Annotated in this window: 4 protein-coding genes (1 of these 4 only partly in view); all 4 read right to left on the bottom strand. The window is 68.5% G+C overall.

The genetic code is table 11. The annotated features are described in order from the left end of the window. Tightly spaced (each overlapping or abutting the next), the 4 genes in view from WS68_RS00190 to WS68_RS00175 form a layout consistent with a single transcriptional unit that may run on beyond the window. Positions 1 to 9,799, bottom strand: the 5' portion of a protein-coding gene (locus WS68_RS00190; protein ID WP_059568896.1) for a non-ribosomal peptide synthetase. 1,106 nt of this gene lie to the left of the window's left edge; the window shows 9,799 of its 10,905 coding nt (coding positions 1–9,799); its start codon is at positions 9,797 to 9,799; its stop codon lies beyond the left edge, outside the window. Beyond that, positions 9,796 to 13,335: a type I polyketide synthase gene (locus WS68_RS00185; RefSeq protein ID WP_059568895.1), complete on the bottom strand. Its 3,540-nt coding sequence runs from the start codon at positions 13,333 to 13,335 to the stop codon at positions 9,796 to 9,798. The genes WS68_RS00190 and WS68_RS00185 overlap by 4 nt, the downstream gene beginning before the upstream one ends. After that, entirely contained in the window at positions 13,332 to 18,032 is a 4,701-nt protein-coding gene (locus WS68_RS00180; RefSeq protein ID WP_231752914.1) for an SDR family NAD(P)-dependent oxidoreductase, read from the bottom strand. The genes WS68_RS00185 and WS68_RS00180 overlap by 4 nt, the downstream gene beginning before the upstream one ends. Further along, positions 18,029 to 23,011, bottom strand: coding sequence for an amino acid adenylation domain-containing protein (locus WS68_RS00175; protein ID WP_082709718.1), 4,983 nt, complete (start codon positions 23,009 to 23,011; stop codon positions 18,029 to 18,031). The genes WS68_RS00180 and WS68_RS00175 overlap by 4 nt, the downstream gene beginning before the upstream one ends.

Raw genomic sequence — 23,011 nt, 5'->3', positions numbered from 1 at the left:
CGATCGTCGCGCCTTCGGTACGCAGCAGGTCGTGAAATGCTTCCGGCGAACGGGTGATCCAGTACGGCACCGGCACCACCGTCGCTCCCGTCATCAGCGGATACCAGATCTCCAGGATCGAGTAGTCGAACGCGTAGGAATGGAAGGCTGTCCATACGTCGCTTTCGTTCAGGCCCATCCGCTCGCGCAGGCCATCCAGGTGCATGACGTCGCCGTGCCGCACCATCACGCCCTTTGGCCGGCCGGTCGAGCCGGATGTATAGATCACATATGCCAAGTCCTCCGCCGTTGCCTGGCATTGCGTCGGCGCGGCGTCTTGCGCCGCCTCTTCGAGTTCCGCCAACTCGATCTGCCGCACCCCGCCGCACCATGCCCCACTGCCTATCACCAGCAGCGGCTGCGCGTCCTCGATCACCAGCCCCTTGCGTTCGTCCGGCCAGCCGGGGTCCAACGGCACATAGGCGGCGCCGCTCGTCAAGATCCCATACATCGCCACGATCGTCTCAATCGTCCGCTCACCGACGATCGCCACGCGCACTCCCGCGCCTGCGCCTTGATCCTGCAGCCAAGCCGCGATCCGGCGGCCTCGCGCCGTCAGCTCCGCATAACTTATCCGACGCTCGCCCAGCCGCAACGCCGCTGCTTCCGGCCGAGCAAGAGCCTGCTCCTCGATCCGCTCGACGATGGTCCGGCGCGGCGACGCCAGCACCTGATCCGCGCCGCTCCAGTGAACCAGCAGCGTCTCGCGCTCTATCTCATCGAGCATCGCTGCGGCCAGATCGCCGACCGCCGCCGTTCGAGGCGCCTGCGCGGCCGCGTTCAGCAGCCGCGCCAAATGCCTCGCCACCTGCTCGATCGACGCACGCCCATAACGCGCCGGATCGTACAACAGCCTCAGCTTCAAACGACCGTCTTCCGGCACCGCCACCACCGTCAGCGGCCAGTTCGTACGCTCCACCACTCGCACCGATTCCACGCCGATCCCGCCCGCGAGCAAATCCCCCAGCTTCGCCACCGGATAGTTCTCCACCACCACCAGCGTATCGAACAGCCGCGCTCCCCGCTCCGCTCCGCCCCATCTCTCGATCTGCGCAAGCGATACCGCTCCCGCCTCCTCCCGTCTTGCCTCCGCCTGCATCACCTCTCTCAGCCATGCTCCCAGCGGCGCCTGCCCATCCACCTGGATCCGCGCCGGCCGCGTCTCGATCAACACCCCCACCATCGATTCGCTGCCGCTCACCTCCGCCCGACGGCCCGAACTCGTCACCCCGAACAGCACGTCGTCGCTTGCGCCGTAGCGGCTCAGCAGCACCGCCCAGCATCCAGCCACCACGCTCGCCAGCGTCACCCGCTCACGCTTCTCCAGCCCTTCCAGCGCGCCGCGATCGATTTCCACCGTGACCGGCGCGCCATCCGCGCTGCCCTCATCGCCCGACGGCGCCGGCAACGTCAGCTCCCGCGTGCCGTCGAAGCCGCCCAGCTCCGCTCGCCAGAAGTCCTCGCCCGCTCCCCGCTCCCATGCCGACCGGGACCACGCCACATAGCCGCTGAACGGACTGCGCGGCGCACGCGGCACCATCCCGCCCGTCACTCGCGCCGCATACGCGCCAACCAGTTCACCGATCAGCAGCGATAGCGACCAGCCGTCCAGCAGCAGATGGCTGTACGTCACCACCAACTCGCGCCGGTCCTCGCCCGTGTGCAGCAGTGCGCAGCGCAAACACGGCGCACGGCGCAGCTCCAGCCCCTCGGCGCGATCCGCGCGCAGCCACGCGCCCACATCCAGCCCCTGCGGCCACGATTCCTCCCGCCACGCCGCCGACGCCGACGCATGCACCACCTGCACCGGCTGCACCACGCCCTCCCAATGAAACGACGTGCGCAACACCGGGTTCGACTCGATCACATCCCCCCATGCCGCACGCAACGCCCCTTCATCCACCGCGCCCGTCAACGTGCAGGCCAACTGCTCCACGTACATCCCGCCCCCGCCGAGCGCGTGGTACAGCATCCCTTCCTGCATCGGCGTCAGGGGGTAGACCTCTTCCACGTCGCCGCCCGCCGCATCGACGATCGTCTCGTGCATGCCGAACTCGCTCAGCGTCGCTTGAATGTCAGCGATCAGGCGCGCGACAGTGTCGTCGCGATGCGCGTGACGGTTATATCCGATCCTCACATGCAGCGAGCCGTCAACGATGGCCGCCATCACATCGAGCAGGTGCGAGCGCGGCATCGAGGGGGCGCGGTCGCGCCCGATCCCAGCTTGCAGCAAGCGCCATTCGCCCGCCGTCGCCTCCAGCCGTCCCAGGAAGTTGAACAGCAACGGGCGTGGCGACCAATCGAGCACCGGCCCTTTCAGATAGCACAGCGCTTGATAATCGGCGCCATGCTCGCTGCTCGACCTGATCGCCGCGCGCACGCTCTGCAGCGTCTCTTTGAGCGTCCCGCCGCGAATCATCGCCGGCATGATGGTCGTGAACCAGCCGACGGTGAACGCAACCTCCGGATCGTTGGCGAAACCGTTGCGCCCATGCGATTCGAGATCGATCACGACGTCGTCCCGGCCGGACCAGCGCATGACCGCACGGGCAACGGCGGCGGCCGTTACCTCGTCGATGCGATAACCCTCGGCAGCGGCAAAGCCGCTGATGATCCGCGACGTGGCCGTCCGATCCAGCACGCAGGATTGCTCGCGGGATGCCGCCGCATTGCCGGCGTCGTCCGTGCCATCGAGCGGCAGCGGCGCGGCCAGTGACGCATCGCCGAGCAATTGGTCGAGCAGGCCCGCGGGCGCGGCGGCCGCCCAGTCGATGCGACGCCGGGTCCAGCGCCGCATCGTGGTCGGCGCAGCGCCAAGGTCGCTGCCGCGGCAAAGCGAGGCTATCTGATCGATGATGATCTGCCACGACACCGCATCGACCGCGAGGTGATGCGCGATAAGCAACAGCCGCCGCGCACCGTCCGGGGATTCGAGCAGTCCGGCGGCGAGCAGCGCGCCGTGTTCGATGCGGATTGACGTGCGCAGACGGTCGGCGGCTTCTTCGAGCGCGTCATCCCCGGCATCGGGCAGCTTGACGATTTCAAACGTAGGCCGCACCTGCCGAATGACTTGCTGCCGCCACCCGCCCGCTTCGTGCAGGTAAGCGGTACGCAAGGATTCGTGAATCGCCACCAGGGTTTCGAGCGCGACGCGAATGGCCGAGACCTCGACCTGCGGCGGCACGCGCAGCAGCACTGACTGGTGGAACCCGTCCGGCTCCGGCGGCTGTTGAGCGAAGAACCAGCGGGCCATCGGCGGCAACGGCGCGGCGGTTTCGTCGTCCGGCTCGTCGCTGGCAAAGGCTGAGCCCGTGGCGGCCGCGATCTTGGCAATCGTCTGCCGTTCGAGTATGTCGCGCGGCATGATGTGAATCCGCTGCTCCCGCGCGCGAGCCACGATGCGGATGGCGAGAATCGAGTCGCCGCCAGCGTCGAAGAAGTTTTCATGGACGCCGATCGTGTCGCGGCCCAGCACCTCGCACCAGATCGCAGCGAGCGCCGCCTCGGCGGCGCTGCGCGGACCTTCCGCCGGCGCTGTCGGCGCACTCGCCTGCGGCAACGCCTGGCGGTCGATCTTGCCGTTGGCGGATTGCGGCAACATGTCCAGCCACATCCACGCGCGCGGCACCATGTAGCCGGGCAGCCGTGCTTCGAGCCACGCCTGCACGTCAGCCGTATCCACCGTCAAACCTGCCCGGGCGACCAGATAAGCCACCAATTGCTTCTCGTCGGCCGCGCTGTGCTGCAACGCCACGGCGCAGCTGCTCAAGGCCGGATGCTCGCCGAGTGCCGCTTCGATTTCGGAGAGTTCGATCCTGAAGCCGCGCAGCTTGATCTGCGTATCGGCACGGCCGAGAAATTCAAGCGCGCCATCCCGGCGCCAGCGCACGAGGTCGCCGCTTCGATACCAGCGTCCGCCACCCAGCGCCGGCACTTCGACGAAGCGCTCGGCGCTCAGATCCGCGCGGCCGAGATATCCGAGCGCGAGGCCGTCGCCTGCCGCCCACAGCTCGCCGGGCGCGCCGGGGGGCGTGAGACGGCCGTGCGCGTCGACGACAAGGACCTGGGTGTTGCCAATCGGCCTGCCAATCGGAATCGATGCACGCCGCACATCGTCGGCCGTCACGCGATGGCTGCACGTGAACGTCGTGTTTTCCGTCGGACCGTAGCCGTTAATCAGCGTCACGTCGGGGCACGCGTCAACGAAGGCGCGGCAACTCGCGATAGGCAGCACGTCGCCGCCGCTCAGCAACTCGCGTAAGCTGCCGAGCGCGGCCGGCCGTTCTTCGACCATCAAGCGGAACAAGTCGGCGGTCAGCCACATCGTCGTGACGCCGTAATGCGCGATCGTCCCGGCGATCGTCTCGACGAGCGGCACGCCGGGCGGCGCGAGCACCAACCGACCGCCGTTGAGCAGGCTGCCCCAGATCTCGAACGTCGACGCATCGAAGCCGAGCGGCGACAGTTGCATCATCACCGTGGATTCGTCGAGCCGCGCATACGCGCCGCCCGTGGCGAGGCGCACGATGCCGCGATGCGCGACGCAAACCCCCTTGGGACGGCCTGTCGATCCGGACGTGTACATCACATAGGCCAGATCACCCGCTGCCTGGTTTGCGCCAACAGCGGATGCGCCCGGCCTGGGCGCGGCGAGTCGCTCGCAGTCGGACAGACGCAGCACCGGTCCCGCGTAATCGCCCAGCCAGTTCGCATCGAGTTCATCGGCTAGCAGCATCAGCGCGGGATCAGCATCGGCTATCATCATGCGCAGCCGCGCAGCCGGGTAGCTTGCGTCGAGCGGCAAATAGGCGGCTCCCGTCTTCAGCACGGCGATCAATGCCGCGATGAGTCGCGGCGAGCGTTCGCCCGCGACGCCCACCACCGCGCCGCGCCCGGCGCCGGCCGAGCGTAGCGCATCGGCAGCCCGGTCGGACCAGCGGTCCAGCTCCGCGTAGCTCCAGCGCGCGCCGTCTTGTTCCAGCGCGATCCGTTCGGGATGCGCCGCCGCACGCTCACGGAACAGTGTGGCGACCGTTGCGTCGGCCCGGTACGGTTCGGTGTGGGTTCCCCACTCGCGCAGCTGCGCGTGTTCCGCATCGGACAGCATCGCTGCGGCCAGATCGCCGACCGTCGCCGTTCGAGGCGCCTGCGTGGCCGCGTTCAGCAGCCGCGCCAAATGCCTCGCCACCTGCTCGATCGACGCACGCCCATAACGCGCCGGATCGTACAACAGCCTCAGCTTCAAACGGCCGTCTTCCGGCACCGCCACCACCGTCAGCGGCCAGTTCGTACGCTCCACCACTCGCACCGATTCCACGCCGATCCCGCCCGCGAGCAAATCCCCCAGCTTCGCCACCGGATAGTTCTCCACCACCACCAGCGTATCGAACAGCCGCGCTCCCCGCTCCGCTCCGCCCCATCTCTCGATCTGCGCAAGCGATACCGCTCCCGCCTCCTCCCGTCTTGCCTCCGCCTGCATCACCTCTCTCAGCCATGCTCCCAGCGGCGCCTGCCCATCCACCTGGATCCGCGCCGGCCGCGTCTCGATCAACACCCCCACCATCGATTCGCTGCCGCTCACCTCCGCCCGACGGCCCGAACTCGTCACCCCGAACAGCACGTCGTCGCTTGCGCCGTAGCGGCTCAGCAGCACCGCCCAGCATCCAGCCACCACGCTCGCCAGCGTCACCCGCTCACGCTTCTCCAGCCCTTCCAGCGCGCCGCGATCGATTTCCACCGTGACCGGCGCGCCATCCGCGCTGCCCTCATCGCCCGACGGCGCCGGCAACGTCAGCTCCCGCGTGCCGTCGAAGCCGCCCAGCTCCGCTCGCCAGAAGTCCTCGCCCGCTCCCCGCTCCCATGCCGACCGGGACCACGCCACATAGCCGCTGAACGGACTGCGCGGCGCACGCGGCACCATCCCGCCCGTCACTCGCGCCGCATACGCGCCAACCAGTTCACCGATCAGCAGCGATAGCGACCAGCCGTCCAGCAGCAGATGGCTGTACGTCACCACCAACTCGCGCCGGTCCTCGCCCGTGTGCAGCAGTGCGCAGCGCAAACACGGCGCACGGCGCAGCTCCAGCCCCTCGGCGCGATCCGCGCGCAGCCACGCGCCCACATCCAGCCCCTGCGGCCACGATTCCTCCCGCCACGCCGCCGACGCCGACGCATGCACCACCTGCACCGGCTGCACCACGCCCTCCCAATGAAACGACGTGCGCAACACCGGGTTCGACTCGATCACATCCCCCCATGCCGCACGCAACGCCCCTTCATCCACCGCGCCCGTCAACGTGCAGGCCAACTGCTCCACGTACATCCCGCCCCCGCCGAGCGCGTGGTACAGCATCCCTTCCTGCATCGGCGTCAGAGGGTAGACCTCTTCCACGTCGCCCATGTCCGCCATTAGCGACGCGACACCTTCGACCGACCGCGCATCCGCCCATAGCGGCGCGGTTTCGTCGGCGAGCGGCGTGATCGTGGCCGCGATAGCGGCAATGGAGTCTTTTTCGATCAGTGCGCGCGGACGCAGTTCGAAGCCGAGTTCCCGGGCGCGCGCCGCGATGCGCAGGCTACGGATCGAGTCACCACCTAGCACGAAGTAATTCGCGTCGAGGCTGATATCGCCGCTGCCGAGCACCTCGCGCAGAATGCCGATGAGCAGCGCTTCGTTGGGCGTCAGCGCAACGTCGTTACGCGGGCTTGCCGATGGCTCCGGCGGCGCCGGCAAGCGTGTGCGGTCCACCTTCCCGTTCACGTTCAACGGCACGGCTTCAATCGGAACGATCGCCGCGGGCAGCATGTAGACCGGCAAGCGGCGCCTGAGGGCGTCGCGAATGGCGGCAACCTCGGGCGGTACGCCGGCGACGGGAAGCACATAGCCGACGATCATTGGGCGCCCGTCGCGCTCGACGATGGCGGCAACGCCGCGCTCGACGCCGGGCGCGTCCGCCAAGGCCGTCTCGATTTCACCGATCTCGATCCGGAACCCGCCGATCTTCACCTGGTTGTCCACCCGGCCGAGAAATTCATGATTGCCGTCCGGGAGAACCCGAACCCGGTCGCCAGTCTTGTACATACGCTCGCCGGCCACGAAGGGATTGTCGACGAAGCGCTCGGCCGTCAACCGGAGCTCGCCGAGATAGCCGCGCGCCACGCCCGAGCCAGCGATCCACAGCTCGCCAGGCGCGCCGACGGGAACGGGCTGACGCGCGGCGGACAGAACATACAGCCGCTGCCCAGGAAGATGACGGCCGTAAGGCACGAAGGCGGCATCCGGCGCCAGTTCGGCGGTATCGAAGCAGCATGACCAGATGGCCGCCTCCGTCGCGCCGCCTAGCGCCATGACGCGCACCTCGGAGGCCGTTGCTTCGCGCACGAGCGCGGGCAGGCGCACTGGCACCCGGTCGCCGCTCAGCATGACAAGCCGCAATGACGGCGGCAGCGTGCGCCCGCTGCGCCGGCATTCCGCCAGCAGCAACTCCATCACGGCGGGCACGGACTCCCAGACCGTCACCCGCTCGCGCTCCATCAAGTCCAGCCAGACCCGCGGTTCGACATCCGTCGATTCGGGCGCCAACACCACCGCCGCGCCTGCCGCGAAGGCACCGAAAAAATCGAATACGGAGAGATCGAAGCTCGCGGCAGATACGCACAGCAGCCGATCCTGCGCGCCGATCGCGTGTTGCCGAAGTATCGCGTCGATCGTCAGCGACGCGGCGCGATGATCGATCATCACGCCCTTGGGTTTACCGGTCGAGCCCGACGTGAAAAGCACATAGGCGAGATCGTCAAGCGTCACGTCAGGCAGGTCCGCCACTGCTTCGTCATCGTCGTCGATTACGATCACCCGCGCGGCAACGCCTTCGAGCCGACCCGCGAGCGCTCGAGTGGTCACGACGAAGCCGATCGCGCCGAGCACGTCCTGCAAGCGGCGCGGCGGCATCGCGGGATCGGTCGGCACATACGCGCAGCCCGACTGCATGACGCCGGCATAGGCCGCCACGGCATACGGCGAGCGCGGCAGGAACACCGCGACCGGTTCGCGTTGCGCGCCGGCTGCCGCCACCGCGGCGGCGACGCGCCGCACTTGTGCGGCGAGTTCGCGATAGTTCAGCGCATGGTCCACGCTGATCACGGCTGGCGCTTGCGGGCAACGAGCCGCATGCCGTTCGATGCCCGTGTGCAACAGAAAGCCCTCGCCTGTCGGCGGCGTATCGTTCCAGTCGTGCAGCAGTTGCCGCGCCTCGCCCGCTTCGAGCATCGGCAGGGAGTGCGCCGGCGCGTCGGGCGAAGCCAGCGCCTCGCGCAGCAACGCCAGGTAATGCGTGCCCAGCCTGCGAACGGTCGCGGCGTCGAACAGGTCGCAACTGTACTGCCATACGGCGAACATGCCGCGCTCATCGCCTTCGATGGACAGATAGAGATCGAAACGGGCGAAGGGGCTGTCGAGAGCGAATGGCGTCGCGTCACCGCCTCCCGCGTGAATTGCGGGAAGGCGGACGTTTTGCAGCGCGAAGACCGCGTGCGCCAGCTGGTCGCGCCCCGGCCCTCCCGCCGAGCGCAGGCGCTCGACCACCGCCTCGAACGGCACGCCCTGATGCGCGAATGCCTGCGCGGCGACGCCGCGCGTGCGCTCGACCAGCGACCGGAAGCTGTCGTCGTCACGTACGGTGCCGGCCAGCACGACGAGGTTAATGAAATATCCCGCGATCTCTTCCGCGGCCTGAAACGGACGATTGGCCGCGGGCGTCAGCGTCAGGGCCTGTGATTCGCCGGTATAACGGCAGAGAAACAGCTGAAACACGCTCAGCAGCGTCGTGAACAGCGTCGTACCGCTTTGGCGCGAGAACGCCAATGCCACGCGAAGATCGTCTGCGGGAATCGGCAGGCGCACGGTTGCGCCGCGCCAGCTCGGCACCGGCGGGCGGGGGCGATCGCCGCGAATCTGCGCCGCCTCGTCGATGCCCGCCAGCGCATTGCCCCACCAGTCGAGATGCGTGCCGTATTCGTCGCTGTCGAGCCAGCGGCGCTGCCAAGCGGTGAAATCGCGGTAGCTAAGCCGTGGCGAGGCGGCGCTGGACGCGCCAGCTTCGTCGGGCGCGGCCAGGAACGCGCTGAAATCGCGAATCAGCAGGATCATCGTCCAGCGATCGAAGATGGCGTGATGAATCGTCAGCACAAGCACGAGCGGCCGATCCGGCCTGGCGAACAAATCGACCCGCCACAGCAAGCCGGTGCTTGCGAACGGCATACGCGCAAGCGATTCGGCCCGCGCGCGCAATTCGTCGTCGTCGCGGACCGCGGCCGTTTCGACGTGGATGGGCGCGTCGGGTAGCACGGTTTGGCGCATCGGTTCGTCGTCGCTGAATACCGTGCGGAGGATGTCGTGCTTGCGAGCCAGCCTGGTAAAGGCGTCGGCGATTGCCGCAGGCTCGACGGCGCCGGCGAATTCGATGGCGGCCTGTTCGTTGTACATGGCCGGATCGCCGAGCCGCGTGGCCAGCACCAGATACTGCTGGCCCGGCGACAGGACGCATGTGTTGCCTCCCTCGCCCGGGGTCGGCGGTACCGCCGACGCGCGCTCGAACACCTTGTCCTCGATCGCGTCCAGCAGCGCCTGCTTCGACTCCCTCAAGCGTTCGAGCAAGCTCGCGCTCAACGCGCCGGACGGCCCCGTCACCTTGAGCTGCTCGCCCGAGCGTCGCAGCGTAACGCCGGCATCCGCAAGCTCGGCCATGAGTTCCATGATTCTCATAAGGTGATCTCCTCCATCTTGGCCTCCGAATTCCGGGACTGGGTGGTGACGAGACGGCGCTCGATCTGGCTCGCGACGATCTCCACGACGGCTCGAAGCGGCGATCCATCGACAAAAAGCTCGATCGGCACGGCGGCACCGGTCGACCGCTCGATGGCGTTGCGCAGCTCCGCGGCGGTGAGCGAATCGATACCGAGTTCGAGCAGCGGCACGTCGTGAGGCGGCGCCGCAGCGCTGGACAGGATCGCCTGCAACGCGCCGCCGAGATGGCCGGCGATCAGCGCGCGGCGCACCTCGGCAGGCTGTCCGCGCAACTGCTCGATATCGAAGTTCGGACGCCGCCGCGGGGCGTGGCGGCTGATCAAGCCTTCCACGACGCGCGGCAGATCGGCTTGCGCCGCGATTCGTCTGGCGTCGAGCGCGGCGATGATCACGTGCGGATCGCCGGCGAAGGCGCGCTCTAGCGCGGCGAAGGCCTGGGTCTCGGTCAGCGCGTACAGGCCGCCAGTGCGCATGCGCTCGGCCGTCTTCGGATCTCCGGCGCCCATGCCGGCCGCCCATAGCCCCCAGCCGACCGACAACGCAGGACGCGCGCGCATGCAGCGCCGGTGCGCGAGCGCGTCGAGGTACGCGTTCGCCGCGGCATACGCCGCCTGGCCGTGTCGGCCGACTACGACCGAGAGCGACGAGAACAGCAGGAAAAGGTCGATGGGCTGGTCGGCCGTCAGCCGATCGAGCAAGTCGGCCCCGCCGACTTTAGCGCGCAGCACCGCTTCGAAGCTGCCCGCCGTCATCGCCGTGAGCGACGCATCGTCGATCACGCCCGCACAGTGGACGACGCCGCGAATGGGCCGCTGCGCCATGGCCAGCGCATCGCGCAGCGAGGCCTCGTGCGCGACGTCGGCGCTCGCCACGCGAACCTCGACTCCAGCGCCGCGCAGCTGATCGCAGCACGCCTGCGCGTCGGGTCGCGTTTCGCCCCGGCGACTGATCAGCAACAGATGGCGCGCTCCGCGAGCCGCCAGCCAGCGGGCCGTCGCGAGGCCGAGCGCGCCGGTGCCGCCCGTGATCACGTAAGCCGCGTCGCCCGTCACCTCCGGCATCGCGTCGCCTCCGCCCGCATGCCGCAATCTCGGGGCCAGCACGGTCGCGCCTCGTACCGCGAGTTCCTCTTCGTCAGTGTCCGCGCCGAGCAGAACGGCTAGCGTCGCGAGCGACTCCTGCGATCCGTCGATATCGATCGAGCAACGCCACAATTGTCCCTGTTCGCGCCGCGCGACACGCACGGCCGCATTGACGGCCATGGCGACCGGATCGACGTCTTCCGCCGGCCCGGTGCAGGCGGCCCGGCGCGTGACGACCGCGACCGGCCCTAATGACGGGTGCGCGGCCAACGCCCGCGCCAGCCCGATCAGCAGCGCACCTTGCCGCGCGATAGCCTCAACCGGTTCGCACGCCGTCGCGCCGCCCAGCACGAGCGCGATGTCCAAATCGGCGGCGGCAGCGGCGTGCAGGATGCTGTCGACGTCGGCGGCCACGATCTCGCATTGCTCGCCCGCGGCTTCCAGTTCGCGCGCGACGGCGGCGCACAGGCTCGGATCGTCGCCGGCCACGATCCGCCGGCCCGAGCGGCTCGGCAACGCTGGCCGCGGCATCGCGTGCCAGGCGACGCGATAAAGCGGCGACGACCCCGTGTCGACGGGCTCGCTCAGCCAGTAGCGCTGCCGATCGAACGCATACGTAGGCAACGGCACGATCTGTGCGCCGTCCGGCGCGAGCCTGCGCCAGTCGATCGCTTCACCTGCGACGTAGCGCCGCGCGAGCGCCGCGAGGCTGTCGTCGGAATCGAGCCACTCCGAGGCATGCGCGGGCGTCGCCGTGGTCGATATCGCGCCGCATACTCCGGTCTGCACTGCTGAAGGTTCGCCGTGCGCGAAACGGCGCAGCGCTTCGGCCATTTCACCCGGCCGCGCGGCCACGACGGCAAGCCGGTGCGGAAAATGCGCGCGTGCGACACGCGACGAATGGCAGAAGTCTTCCCATTCGGACGCGCCAATCCGCGACAGACACTCGGCGAAGCGCAGCGCATTGTGCCGCAGCGAAGCGTCGGATTTGGCCGAGACCGTCAGCAGTTGCGGCCCGGCGGCCGGCCCGCGCGTCGCCGGCTCGACCGGCGGGGCGGCCACGACCACCGCGTGTGCATTGGTGCCGCTAAAGCCGAAAGAACTCACGCCGGCGACGCGCCGCGCCGTGTCGATCCGCTCGTTGCGTCGAGCAAGCCGCAGCGGCACCGCGCCCCAGTCGATTCCGCGATTCGGTTCGCGCACGTGCAGCGTGGCCGGCACCACGCCGTGACGCACACCGAGGATGGCCTTGATCAGGCCCGCGATGCCGGCGGCGCCTTCGAGATGCCCGAAATTGCTTTTGATCGAGCCGAGCAGCACGGGCGATTCGTTGGCACGGTGCGCGAACACCGAGGCCAGCGCCGCCGCTTCGATCGGATCGCCGAGCGACGTGCCCGTGCCATGGGCTTCAATGAATTGCACCTCGGCCGCGTCGATCTGTGCGGCCCGCAACGCGGCCCGCACCAGTTCGCGCTGCGCGTGCTCGTTCGGCACGGTCAGTCCCGCGCTACGACCATCGTGATTGACGGCCGATCCGGCGATCAGCGCGTCGATTGCGCGGCCCGCGGCCTGCGCGTCACCGAGCCGCTGCAACACCACCACGCCGCATCCCTCGCCGCGCACGAAGCCGTCCGCGCCGTCGTCGAACGATCGGCAGCGCCCGCTCGGCGACAGCATGTGCGCCCGGCACTCCGCGGCGGTCGATAGCGACGACAGCACGACGTTCACCCCGCCGGCAATGGCGATGTCGCATTCGCCCGCGCGCAATGCGTTGCACGCAAGATGCACCGCGACCAGCGACGACGAGCACGCCGTGTCGATCGTCATCGACGGCCCTTGCAGGCCGAGCACGTGCGACACGCGCCCGGCGAGTACGCTGGGCGCGTTGCCCGCCGCGGTGTAGAGATCGACGTCGGCCGCGTTGCGGAACCGGTGCGCGTAGTCCTGATGCATCACGCCGGCGAACATCCCCGTCGCCGTGCCTTTCAGCTCGGACGCCGGAATGCCGGCGCGCTCCAGCGCCTCCCACACCACCTCCAGCAGCATGCGCTGCTGCGGATCGAGCATCGTCGCCTCGCGCGCGGAGATCCCGAAGAAGCCGGCGTCGAACGACGCGATATCGTCGAGGAAACTGCCGGTTCGGCAGTAGATCCGGCCGACGGCATCCGGATCGGGGTCGAAGTATCGCCCGGCGTCCCAGCGATCGGATGGCACCTCGCGAACGCCGTCCGCGCCGTCCAGCAGCAGCAGCCACAGGTCGTCCGGCGAATTCGCGCCGGCGAATCGGCAGCCGATCCCGACCACGGCGATGGGCTCGCGCCATCGCTGCTCGAATTTGCCGAGCTTGTGCTGCAGGCGCTCGATTTCGATCAGCGCATCCCGCATCAGGGCAGTAGGATCGATCGTATTCATCGCAAGGCCCCTCCCCGAAGTTCATCCAGTTTCGCGGACAGCAATTCGACGATCTCCTCTTGCGACAGACGCTCTGTTCGCGCTTGTGTTGGTGCGTCGTCGGGCGCGGGCGCGTCCAGCGCCGCGCCCGCGCCCGCGCCCGCGCCGAAATTGTCCGGTGCCGCGCCAAAAATCGTCTGCGCCATGTGGTTCGCGAGCGCGGTGATCGTCGGGTTCGAGAAGATCACCGTCGTAGCGATCGTGCGCCCGAAACGCTTCTCGAGCCTTACGCGCAGATCGGTGATCAGCAGCGAATCCAGGTCGTAATCGAACAGCGAGCGTTCGGGATCGAGAGAGGCGAGGCTCGCGCCGGTCACGGCCGCCGCATCCTCGGCGATCAGTTGGCATAGTCGATGCCGCCGTTCAGGCTCGGCAAGCGCTGACAGTTCGCTGACCGACGCGGTGAGCGCCGCACCCGGAAGCGCGGTGGCGATGCCGTCGAAGCGGCTCGCCGGGACGTGCGGCGGCCATTGGTCGACCAGCCGTTGCCAATCGACAGGCAGCAGCACGACATGCGGCGGCAGCTCGGCCACGAGCGCAATCTCGAACGTCGCGCGCCCGCGCTCGGTTTCGATCTGGCCGATGCCGAGTTGCGCCAGCCGGCGCTTTGCGCTCGCCGTCGTGCGGGCGACCATGCCGACGTCCTGCCAAGGCCCCCATGCGATCGACAATGCGGGCAAGCCGAGCGAGCGGCGATGCGTGGCCAGCGCATCCAGGTAGGCATTCGCCATCGCGTAGGTTGCCTGTCCGGGCGCGCCGAACGCGGCCGCCGCCGACGAGAAGAGCACGAAGTGCTCCAGCGGACGGCTGCGCGTGCGCTCGTGCAGCAGCCACGCTCCCTGCGCCTTGCCCGCGAAGGTGGCTGCCAGCGACTCCGGAGTCACGTCGCGCACCAGCCGATCTTCGACGATACCCGCCAGATGGCAGATACCGCGCAAGGCCGGCATCGTCGTATCGATGCTGTGCAGCAGCGCGTCCACCTCGGCTTCGTGCGATAGGTCGGCCTGCATCACTCGCACGTCGACGCCGTCGCGCCGCAACGCGGCCAGTGTCTGCTGCGCGGCCGCGGTCGGCGGACGCCGGCCGGTGAGCGCCAGCGAACGCGCACCGAGCGCCGCAAGCCAGCACGCAACGCGCAGCCCGAGTTCGCCCAAGCCGCCCGTCACCAGCCAGGTCGCGTCGCCCGCGAGCGCGAATTCGGCGCGCCGGGGCAAAAGGCGCTCGTCAAAGCGCGGCACGGTGACATCCACGCCGCGAACTGCCACTTCCGTTTCCCGATCGAAGCTGTCGAGGCCGGTGCGGATCGCTTGCGGGTCGCTCGCATGCACCGCCAGTGTGCGCAGATGTGGGGTTTCCATCGCCGCCGCCCGCGCCAGCGCCTGTAACGGCGCCACTGACGGCGCATCGGGCTCGACGATGATAGCGATGCGGCACGGCTGTTCGCGACGGGCGGCCGTCGCGAACAGCTCGAGCGCGCCTTCGTACAGCGTCGGCGCGGGCGCGGCCGAGCGCACGCCGGCGCCGCGGCAATCGACGATCAGGCCGGCCCGCTCGAACGGAATCTCGTCGTGCGTCGCTACGACGAGCGTCTCCTTGCCCTCGTCGCGCAGGATCGATGCAAGCCCCGCAGCGATTTTGCCTGCATCGCGCAGGATGACGATTGGCTCGGGCAAATCAAAGGGCGCGCCGTCCTGCACGTTGCGCCACTCGATTGCGTAACCGTCGCGCAGCGGCTCGATTCGCAGCAGTTCGTTCCGGCCGACCTCGCGCGATTCGAGGCCCGTCAACTCGACCAGCACGCCGTTGCGATCGAACACGCTGGCGAGGCCTTGATCGGCAGCCGCATAGCAGCGCAACTGCGCATCGCCGGCGCGCGCGCGGATCGCCAGCCGGGCGATGCGGATCGGCACGAATGCCCGGTTGCCTTCGGGCCGCGCTGCGGCTGCCACCAGTTGCAGCGCCGAATCGAGAATCCCGGGGTGCAGCCGCCATCCCGCGTCACCGCTGTCGGTACGCATTGCGCAGGAAGCTCGCCCATCGCCCACGACGATCTCTGAGAGGCGGCGGAACGACGGTCCCATGACGACGCTGCGCTCGCGCAGCCATGTATCGAGCACATCGGCGCAGATCGCTTCGCCGCCCACCTGGGCCGGCGGCAGCGCAGCGTCTTGGGTCGCGCCCGTTTCGACGCGCGCCGTCGCATGCGCGTCGAAAGGCTCGGGCGTCAGCACGGTCGCTTCGAAGCCGTCGCCGTCTCGCACCAGTTGCAGTTGAACGTGTCGCGACGCGTGCGCCGGAATCACCAGCGCAGCCGGAAAACGCAAGTCGCTCAACACGCACTCCTGCGCCCCGGTCACTTCCCGCACGCCATCGGCAATCATCACCGCCAACGCGGCACCGGATACGACGATTTCTCCATAGATGACGTGGTCCTGGAGAAATGGCAGGGTCGCCACGCTCCATTCGGCATCGAAAAATGTAGCGTGCAGCGCGGGCGCTTCGGTCCGCCGCCCGAGAAAGGGTGACACGCCGCGACCGGCGAAGCGCGGCGCGCGGTCGATCCAGAAACGCTGCCGCTGAAATGGGTAGGTCGGCAGCGCGATCCGGTTGCCGTCACGGTAAATTTTCGTCAGATCGAGCGCGACGCTCGCCGCCCACAGCGTCGCGATCGTATCGGGCGACTCGGGGTCGAGTGACGCCGCGCCGGGCACGCCCGCGGCCAGCGGCTCGGCGCCGAACTCCAGCACCAACGCGGCGCCTGCCGCTTCCAGCGCCGCCGCGGCGTCCGGCGCAGCCTGCGCCGGACGCATCAATTCCTCGCGCGCGGCCGCCGCACTGTCGATGGGCAAGCCGGACGATGCGCTGATCCATAGCAGCGAAGGGGCGGCGACGTTGTCGGCACGGCGGTTACGCGCGTCGTCGAGACTCAGCGCGCCGACGGCGAACGCCGCCGCAAACACGCCGTCGCCCGTCGCGCATACACTCGCCGGCACGATGCCGCGCGCCTGCCAGACCTGCACGCGATCGAGAACCGCGTCGAGATCGCGCACGCCGCCAAATGCGAAACTCACCTCCGGCACGCGCGTCGGCGCCTGCGCGCTGACCACGTCGTCATGCTGCGCGCCGGCCGCGAAGGCTTTCAGCGCGTCGATCAGCCGCTCGCGAGAGTCAGCGCGAAACGCCGCGCGCTGCTCCCAATGACGGCGGCCGACAGCCGCCGTGAAACACACGTCCTCGATTCGCACGTGCGGATGGTCTTCGAGAAATGACGCATAATTCGCGCACAGCTCGCGCAGCGCCGCGCCGCGCGCTGACAGCAACAGCAGCGGCGCGGTTTGCGGCGTTCTGCGTTCGCGCAACGGCGCGGCCTCGAGAATCACGTGCGCATTGGTGCCGCCAATGCCGAACGAGCTGACGCCCGCGCGTCGCTGTGGCGCGTCCCACGACACGGTGCTCGCCGGCAGGTAGAACGGCGATTCGCCGCACAACGCGCCAATCGCCTGTTCGGCGCCCGCCGCCGCCGGAATCTGCGCGCGCTCCACCGCGAGCGCGGCCTTGATCAGGCTGCACACGCCCGCCGCTGCATTCAAATGCCCGACATTCGCCTTCAGCGACCCGAGCGCACAGCGCGTGCCGCCAGGCTCGCGGCCGCCCAGCGCGGCGCGCAGCGCCGCCAGTTCGACCTCATCGCCGATTGCCGTGCCCGTGCCGTGCGTCTCGACATAGGCGATCGATGCGCCGTCGACTTCGCTGAGCGCCAGCGCGGCGCGGATCACCTCGCTCTGCCCTCGCCCGCCCGGCGCGGTGAAGCCGACCTTCGCCGCGCCGTCATTGTTGATCGCGCCGCCGCGGACCACCGCCATGATCGGGTCGCCGTCGTCGAGCGCATCCTCCAGGCGCCGCAGAACCACGGCCCCCGCGCCGTTGCCGAAGACGGTGCCGCTGCTTTGCGTCGTGAACGGCCGGCACGCGCCGTCGGCGGACAGGATGCTGCCCTCCTCGTACACATACCCTTGCCGCTGCGGCAGCGCGATGCTGACGCCGCCCGCCACCGCGAAGTCGCACTGATAACTCAGCAATCCCTGAATCGCATGGACCACGGCGACGAGCGACGTCGAACAGGCAGTCTGCAGCGTGACCGCCGGACCGCCGAAGTCCAGCCGGTATGCGACCTGTGTCGACAGATAGTCCTTGTCGACGCCGACCCACTGTTGCAGGTAGCGGTTCGGCGACGCGCGATCGAGCCTGTCGCGCACATGGTCGATCAGGTAATCGACGGTTGCCGAGCCCGCCCAGATCCCGACGCGCGAACCGCGCGCCGCGCCGTGACCGGCGCGCTCGAGCGCTTCGTATACGCATTCGAGAAAAATCCGCTGCTGCGGGTCCATCGCCGCGGCCTGCGACGGCGGAATTCCGAAAAAGCCGGCGTCGAACAGATCGATACCGTCGAGCAGTCCGCCCGCCCCGACAAAGCCGGGTTGCGTCAGCACGTCCTCCGGCACGCCTTCGCGCCGCGCCGCGTCGGCGGTGAAGCGCTCGATCGCGACTCGGCCTTCGGCGATCAGTGCCCAGAATTGCTCCAGCGTATCCGCGCCCGGCACCCGGCAGCTGGCGCCGACGATCGCCACTGCGTCTACGGGTATTGCTTGAACAGTCACAAAGCCTCCTTACGTGCGCGCGCGCGCTGTCTGTAAGCACGCACGCCGGCAACGTCTTTCACATGGGGAATACCGGCGCCGCTCGCCGCGGAATGCGACGCGAGCGCCCGGATCGTGGCGAGCGAGAAAAAATCGACGAGTGGAGGCACCGTCACGCCGCGGGACGCCAGCAGCGCGCGTAACCGCACGATATGCATCGAGGTCGCGCCCGCGTCGAAGAAGCCTTGCTCCGGATCGATGCCGACGCCCACCACTTCGACGAACGCGTCGAGCATCGCCGTTTCGAGCGACGCATCGCGCCGCGCCGCCGAAACCGCGCGCGAAGCCGGCGCGGGAGCCGGGGCCGGCGGCCCAGGCAGGCGCGCGCGGTCCACCTTGCCGTTCGCCGTCAGCGGCAGCGCGTCGAGCACGACCACATGATGCGGTTGCATATAGGCGGGCAGATGGAGCACCAGTTCGGCGCGCACCGCCGCCACGACATCGCCGCTCTGGTGCGGCGACGCGACCACATGCAGTTGGATCACCGTCGCGCCGTTGCGCCGGACCACCGACGCGACCGCACGCGCGAGACAGCCGGCGCGCATCGCGGCGGCCTCGATTTCGCCCAGCTCGATCCGGTATCCCTGCACCTTGACCTGGCCGTCCATGCGCCCGAGTAGTTCGAGCTTCCCATCAGGCAACCACCGCGCGAGATCGCCGGTCCGGTAGAGCCGGCGGCCGTGCGCGTCGCTGAAGAAGCGGCGTGCGGTTTCCGCCTCATTGCCGCAATAAGCGAGCGCGAGCCCTCGTCCGCCAAGTAGCAATTCGCCGACGACGCCGTCAGGACGCTCGCGTCCATCGGGCGCCCGCACGAAACACTGCTGGTTCGACAACGGCTTGCCATATGGAATCGAAGCCAGCGCCGCGTCGGCGGGCGCGATCGGGTGAACGACCGACCAGATCGACGCCTCAGTCGCACCGCCCAGGCTGATCGGCTGCGCGTGCTGAAACGCTTCGCGCAGCCGCACGGACAGCGCCGGCGCGATCCAATCGCCGCTCAGCAATGCGAGCCTCAGATCCGGCGAGCGCGGCGCAGCCACCTCGAGAACCAGCTCAAGCACGGCCGGCACAGAATTCCAGATCGTCACCGCGGCGCGGCTCAACGCCTGCGCGATCGCATCGGGATCGCGCGCCCGCTCGGGAAACACCACTGCCCCCCCGGCCGCGAGCAGCCCGAATATGTCGTAGACCGACAGATCGAAAGCGAGCGACGACACGCACAGCACGCGATCCGCCGGCCCCACGGCGAAACGCTCGTTGATGTCGTCGATCGTATTAGCCGCGGCTTCATGCGTGACGACCACGCCTTTGGGCCGGCCCGTCGAGCCGGACGTGAAAATCACGTAAGCGGCATCGCCTGCCTGTGCGTCTGTCACTGGATCGGGTATTGCACGCGCCAGCGGACGGTCGATGCGCAGCGACGGCACCGGCAAGTCCATGCCGGCCGTCGTCACGACCGCATCGCGTGCGCCGGCTTCGCGCAGCAGCTCGTCGATGCGTGCCGCCGGCCAAGTTGGCTCGACCGGCAGATACGCCGCGCCAGCCAGTTCGATGCCGATCAAGGCCGCCACTGCGCTAGCGCCCGGCTCGACGATCGCCGCGACCACGTCGCCGCGCGTAACGCCGCGCCGCTGCAGCGCGCTGCCGATGTCTTGGGCGTCGCGCAACAGCGCACCATAGGTTGTTGCCACACTGCCCTGCGTCACGGCGATCGCATCAGGGCGCTCCATCGCGTGCCGGACGAACGGTGTCTCCAGCCGGCGCGGCGCTCGCTCAACGAAAGTCGCATTCGTTGCCTCGCGCCGCGCCGCTTGATCCGGCGCGAGCTTCGCGACGGCCGGAAGCCCGGCGGCCGATGGCGAGGCGGCGATCGTCGTGAGTGCGTCGATGAACGAGGCGAACATTGCATCGATCATGCCTTTCGGAAACAGTTGCTCGACGTACTCCCACATCACCATCAGACGCTGGCCGCGCCAGCCGAGGATCGCGTGAAGCGAGACCTGAGGCGTGGGATTGGCCATGTCGACCACCTGCCCCAGCGCGTCGAGCACCGCCAGGTCGTCTGCCGGATCGCCCGAAAGCAGGCTCGTCAAAACCACCGGCATCAGCACCGGCGCGCCGTTGCGGCGGCTCAACTCACGCAGCATCGAGACGCCCGTGCACCACGGCTCGTCCAGGTCGGCCCACACTTGCCGCTGCACCGCCCGGGCAAAATCGGCAAACGTATCGTGGCGCCCGGACAAGGACAGCAAGGTGTTGCTGGTATAGTCGCCGACCGCCCGCCCAGCATGTGCCGCCCGCGTATCGCAGGTCACGTTGAGCGTGAATTCGGGAGTGGCTGACCACAACCGCACGACGTCGGCGAATGCGGCGATGCATAGCGAAGTGAGCGTGACGCCGAGCGCCTGCGCACGCGCCGTCAATGCCGACGACAACGGCTGCGGCAGTTCGCCGCGACAACAGACGAAACGGGGATCGGCGACGTCGGCGGCAGCCATCGCCACGGGCAGTTCCGGCGCCGGCGCAATCGATTCGATTCGGCGCAGCCACGCTTCTCGGTGTTCGTCGGGCACGGGCGGCGGCGCGAGCAGCACGATACCGTGCGCCGGCTCGCAAGAAACGCCGTGGACCAATTCGCGCGCGAGCAACAGGAAGCTGCGCAGGTCACCGGCAAGCAACCCCATGCGCAGATGCAGGATGGCCTTGGCGTCAGTGATGCGGGTGAAGCACGCCGCGATGGGGCGACGATCGTCGCAGGCTAGTTCCGCGCGCACATCGCGCAAGCGTTCGGCCAAGGATTGCGCATCCAGGCCGCGCCAATCCCGCTGCCCAATCACCGGCTCATAGGCTTGCGGCTCGACGACTGCGCGCCCGTCTGCGCGCACCGCCATCCGCAGCGCGGGGTGGCGCGCCACGAGCTGCGCCAGCCTCTGCCCGAGTTCGGGCACGCGTTCATAGTCGACTTCGAAATCGACGCGAATATGCGGCTGGACGCTGCCGAGCGGCACGCCGCTTTGCTGGCCGATCCAGTAAGCCTGCTGCATCTCGGAAAGCTCGAACGGCTGATCGGCGTCGCGCTGCGTCGATGGAGCGGGCGCCGGGGACGGTATGCCGCGCGCGCCGACAATCTCGCTCCTCAAGCTGTCGGCCGACGCGGCAAACAATTGTGCAAACGTCAGTTCCACGCCGTAATGCGCGCGCACCGATGCGGCCAGTCGCGCGGCCGAAAGCGAATCGAGCCCGAGGTCGATGAGCCGGCTGGCAGGATCTGCCGCCGCGCCCGGCACGAAGCGTGCGATCTCCGCGAGAACGGCGTCGCCGGCCGCCTCGCCGCCGCCGTCGGCGACGATCTGCAATTCGCCGCGCAGCAGTGCATCGCGCGTGGCCGCCCGGCGGGTTTTGCCGCTCGACGTGCGAAGGATGCTTCCTCGCCGCAACAGAACGATGCGCGCCGCAGCCACGCCGTGTCCGGTCATCAACGCCGAACGAATCGCGGAAATGATCGCGCGGGCCGTTGCCTTGTCGCAGCCGCTGCGCACCTCCGCGCCCACCAGTATCCCTTCGCCATCCTCGCTTTCGATGGCTGCGGCGAACACCCGCCCCATCCGAATGAACGGATGGCACATCGATATGGAATCCTCAATATCATGGCAATAAAAATTCCGACCGCCAACGATGATCAGATCCTTCATCCGGCTCGCGACAAACAACGAGCCGTCGTGAATGAAGCCGAGATCGCCGGTTCGTAGCCACGACGGGCCCTCGCCGTCGGCAAGCCGCGCCCGGAAGATTTGCTGTGTCTGCTGTGAACGACGCCAATAGCCGTCGGCGACGGTTTTCCCGGACACCCAGATTTCGCCGATGATGCCTGGCGCACAGGGCTGGCACGTCTTCGGGTCGACGATCTTCACGCACGTGTCAATCATGCTGACGCCGCACGATGCGAACTCGACACCGTCCCGATTAGGAATCGCACGGCCCGACGCCAGTGCGTCGCGATCGAAGCGGGCGCTGCGCATGCCCTCGCCGCAGCGGCCCGACGTCACTTTCAAGGTCGCTTCGGCAAGCCCGTAACCGGGAATCACCACTGACGGCCGCAAACCGAAGGGCGCAAACGCGGCCTCGAAGCGACGCACGGTTTCGCAGCGAATCGGCTCCGCGCCATTGAGCGCGAAACACAGCGAGGAAAGATCGGTCTCGGGCGCCAACTCGCCGGCCCGGTCCGCGCTCAATGCATACGCAAAATTAGGCGCCGCGGTGTGAGTGCCTCGTACTCTCGCAATCGCGCGCAACCACGACATGGGTTGCGCGACGAATGTCTCCGGCGGCATCAGATAGGCGGTGAAGCCGCAGTACAGCGGCGTGAGAATGCCATAGACGAGGCCCATATCATGGAAATACGGCAGCCAACTGACCATGACGCTGTCGGTGCCGTGCAGCGCCGCGCGATCGAGATCGTCGATCGTCGCGCACAGGCTGGTATGCGTCACCTCAACGCCCTGGGGCGCTCGCGTCGAGCCGGACGTATATTGCAGCAGCGCCGAATTGTGGTCGGTTGCCACGCGCAGGAACGGCGCGCGATGCTCGCCGTCGTCCGTACGCATCCATGGGATGCCCGGCAACGTCTCGCGCTCCTCGGCGGTCAATGCGGCAGCCGCGCCGCAATCCTGCGCGATCGCAAGCATCGTGTCCCGGCCGTGCCGGGGCGTCAGGGGAACCGGAATCGTGCCGGCCAGGCAACAGCCGAAGAAAGCGGGAATGAAATCGAGGGGGTCCCGATAAGCCAGCAACACGCGATCTCCGACCGACGTGCTGCGGGCCAGGCGAAACGCAATGGCGGATGCCTGTTCGCAAAGCCGCGCATTGGTCAGCCACACCTGTTTCGATGGATCGGCCGAAGCGAACGCGAGGAAGTCGGGCGCCGCTTCGGCGCGCGACAT

This window comes from Burkholderia sp. TSV86 (assembly GCF_001522865.1).
Taxonomy (GTDB): Bacteria; Pseudomonadota; Gammaproteobacteria; order Burkholderiales; family Burkholderiaceae; genus Burkholderia.
The sequence above is the reverse complement of the archived record's forward strand: the minus strand, read 5'-3'. Positions and strand labels throughout refer to the sequence as shown.

Excerpts from the sequence above, each read along its gene's own strand:
- WS68_RS00185 (WP_059568895.1), bottom strand. The coding sequence starts at position 13,335 with ATGAATACGATCGATCCTACTGCCCTGATGCGGGATGCGCTGATCGAA.
- WS68_RS00175 (WP_082709718.1), bottom strand. The coding sequence starts at position 23,011 with ATGTCGCGCGCCGAAGCGGCGCCCGACTTCCTCGCGTTCGCTTCGGCC.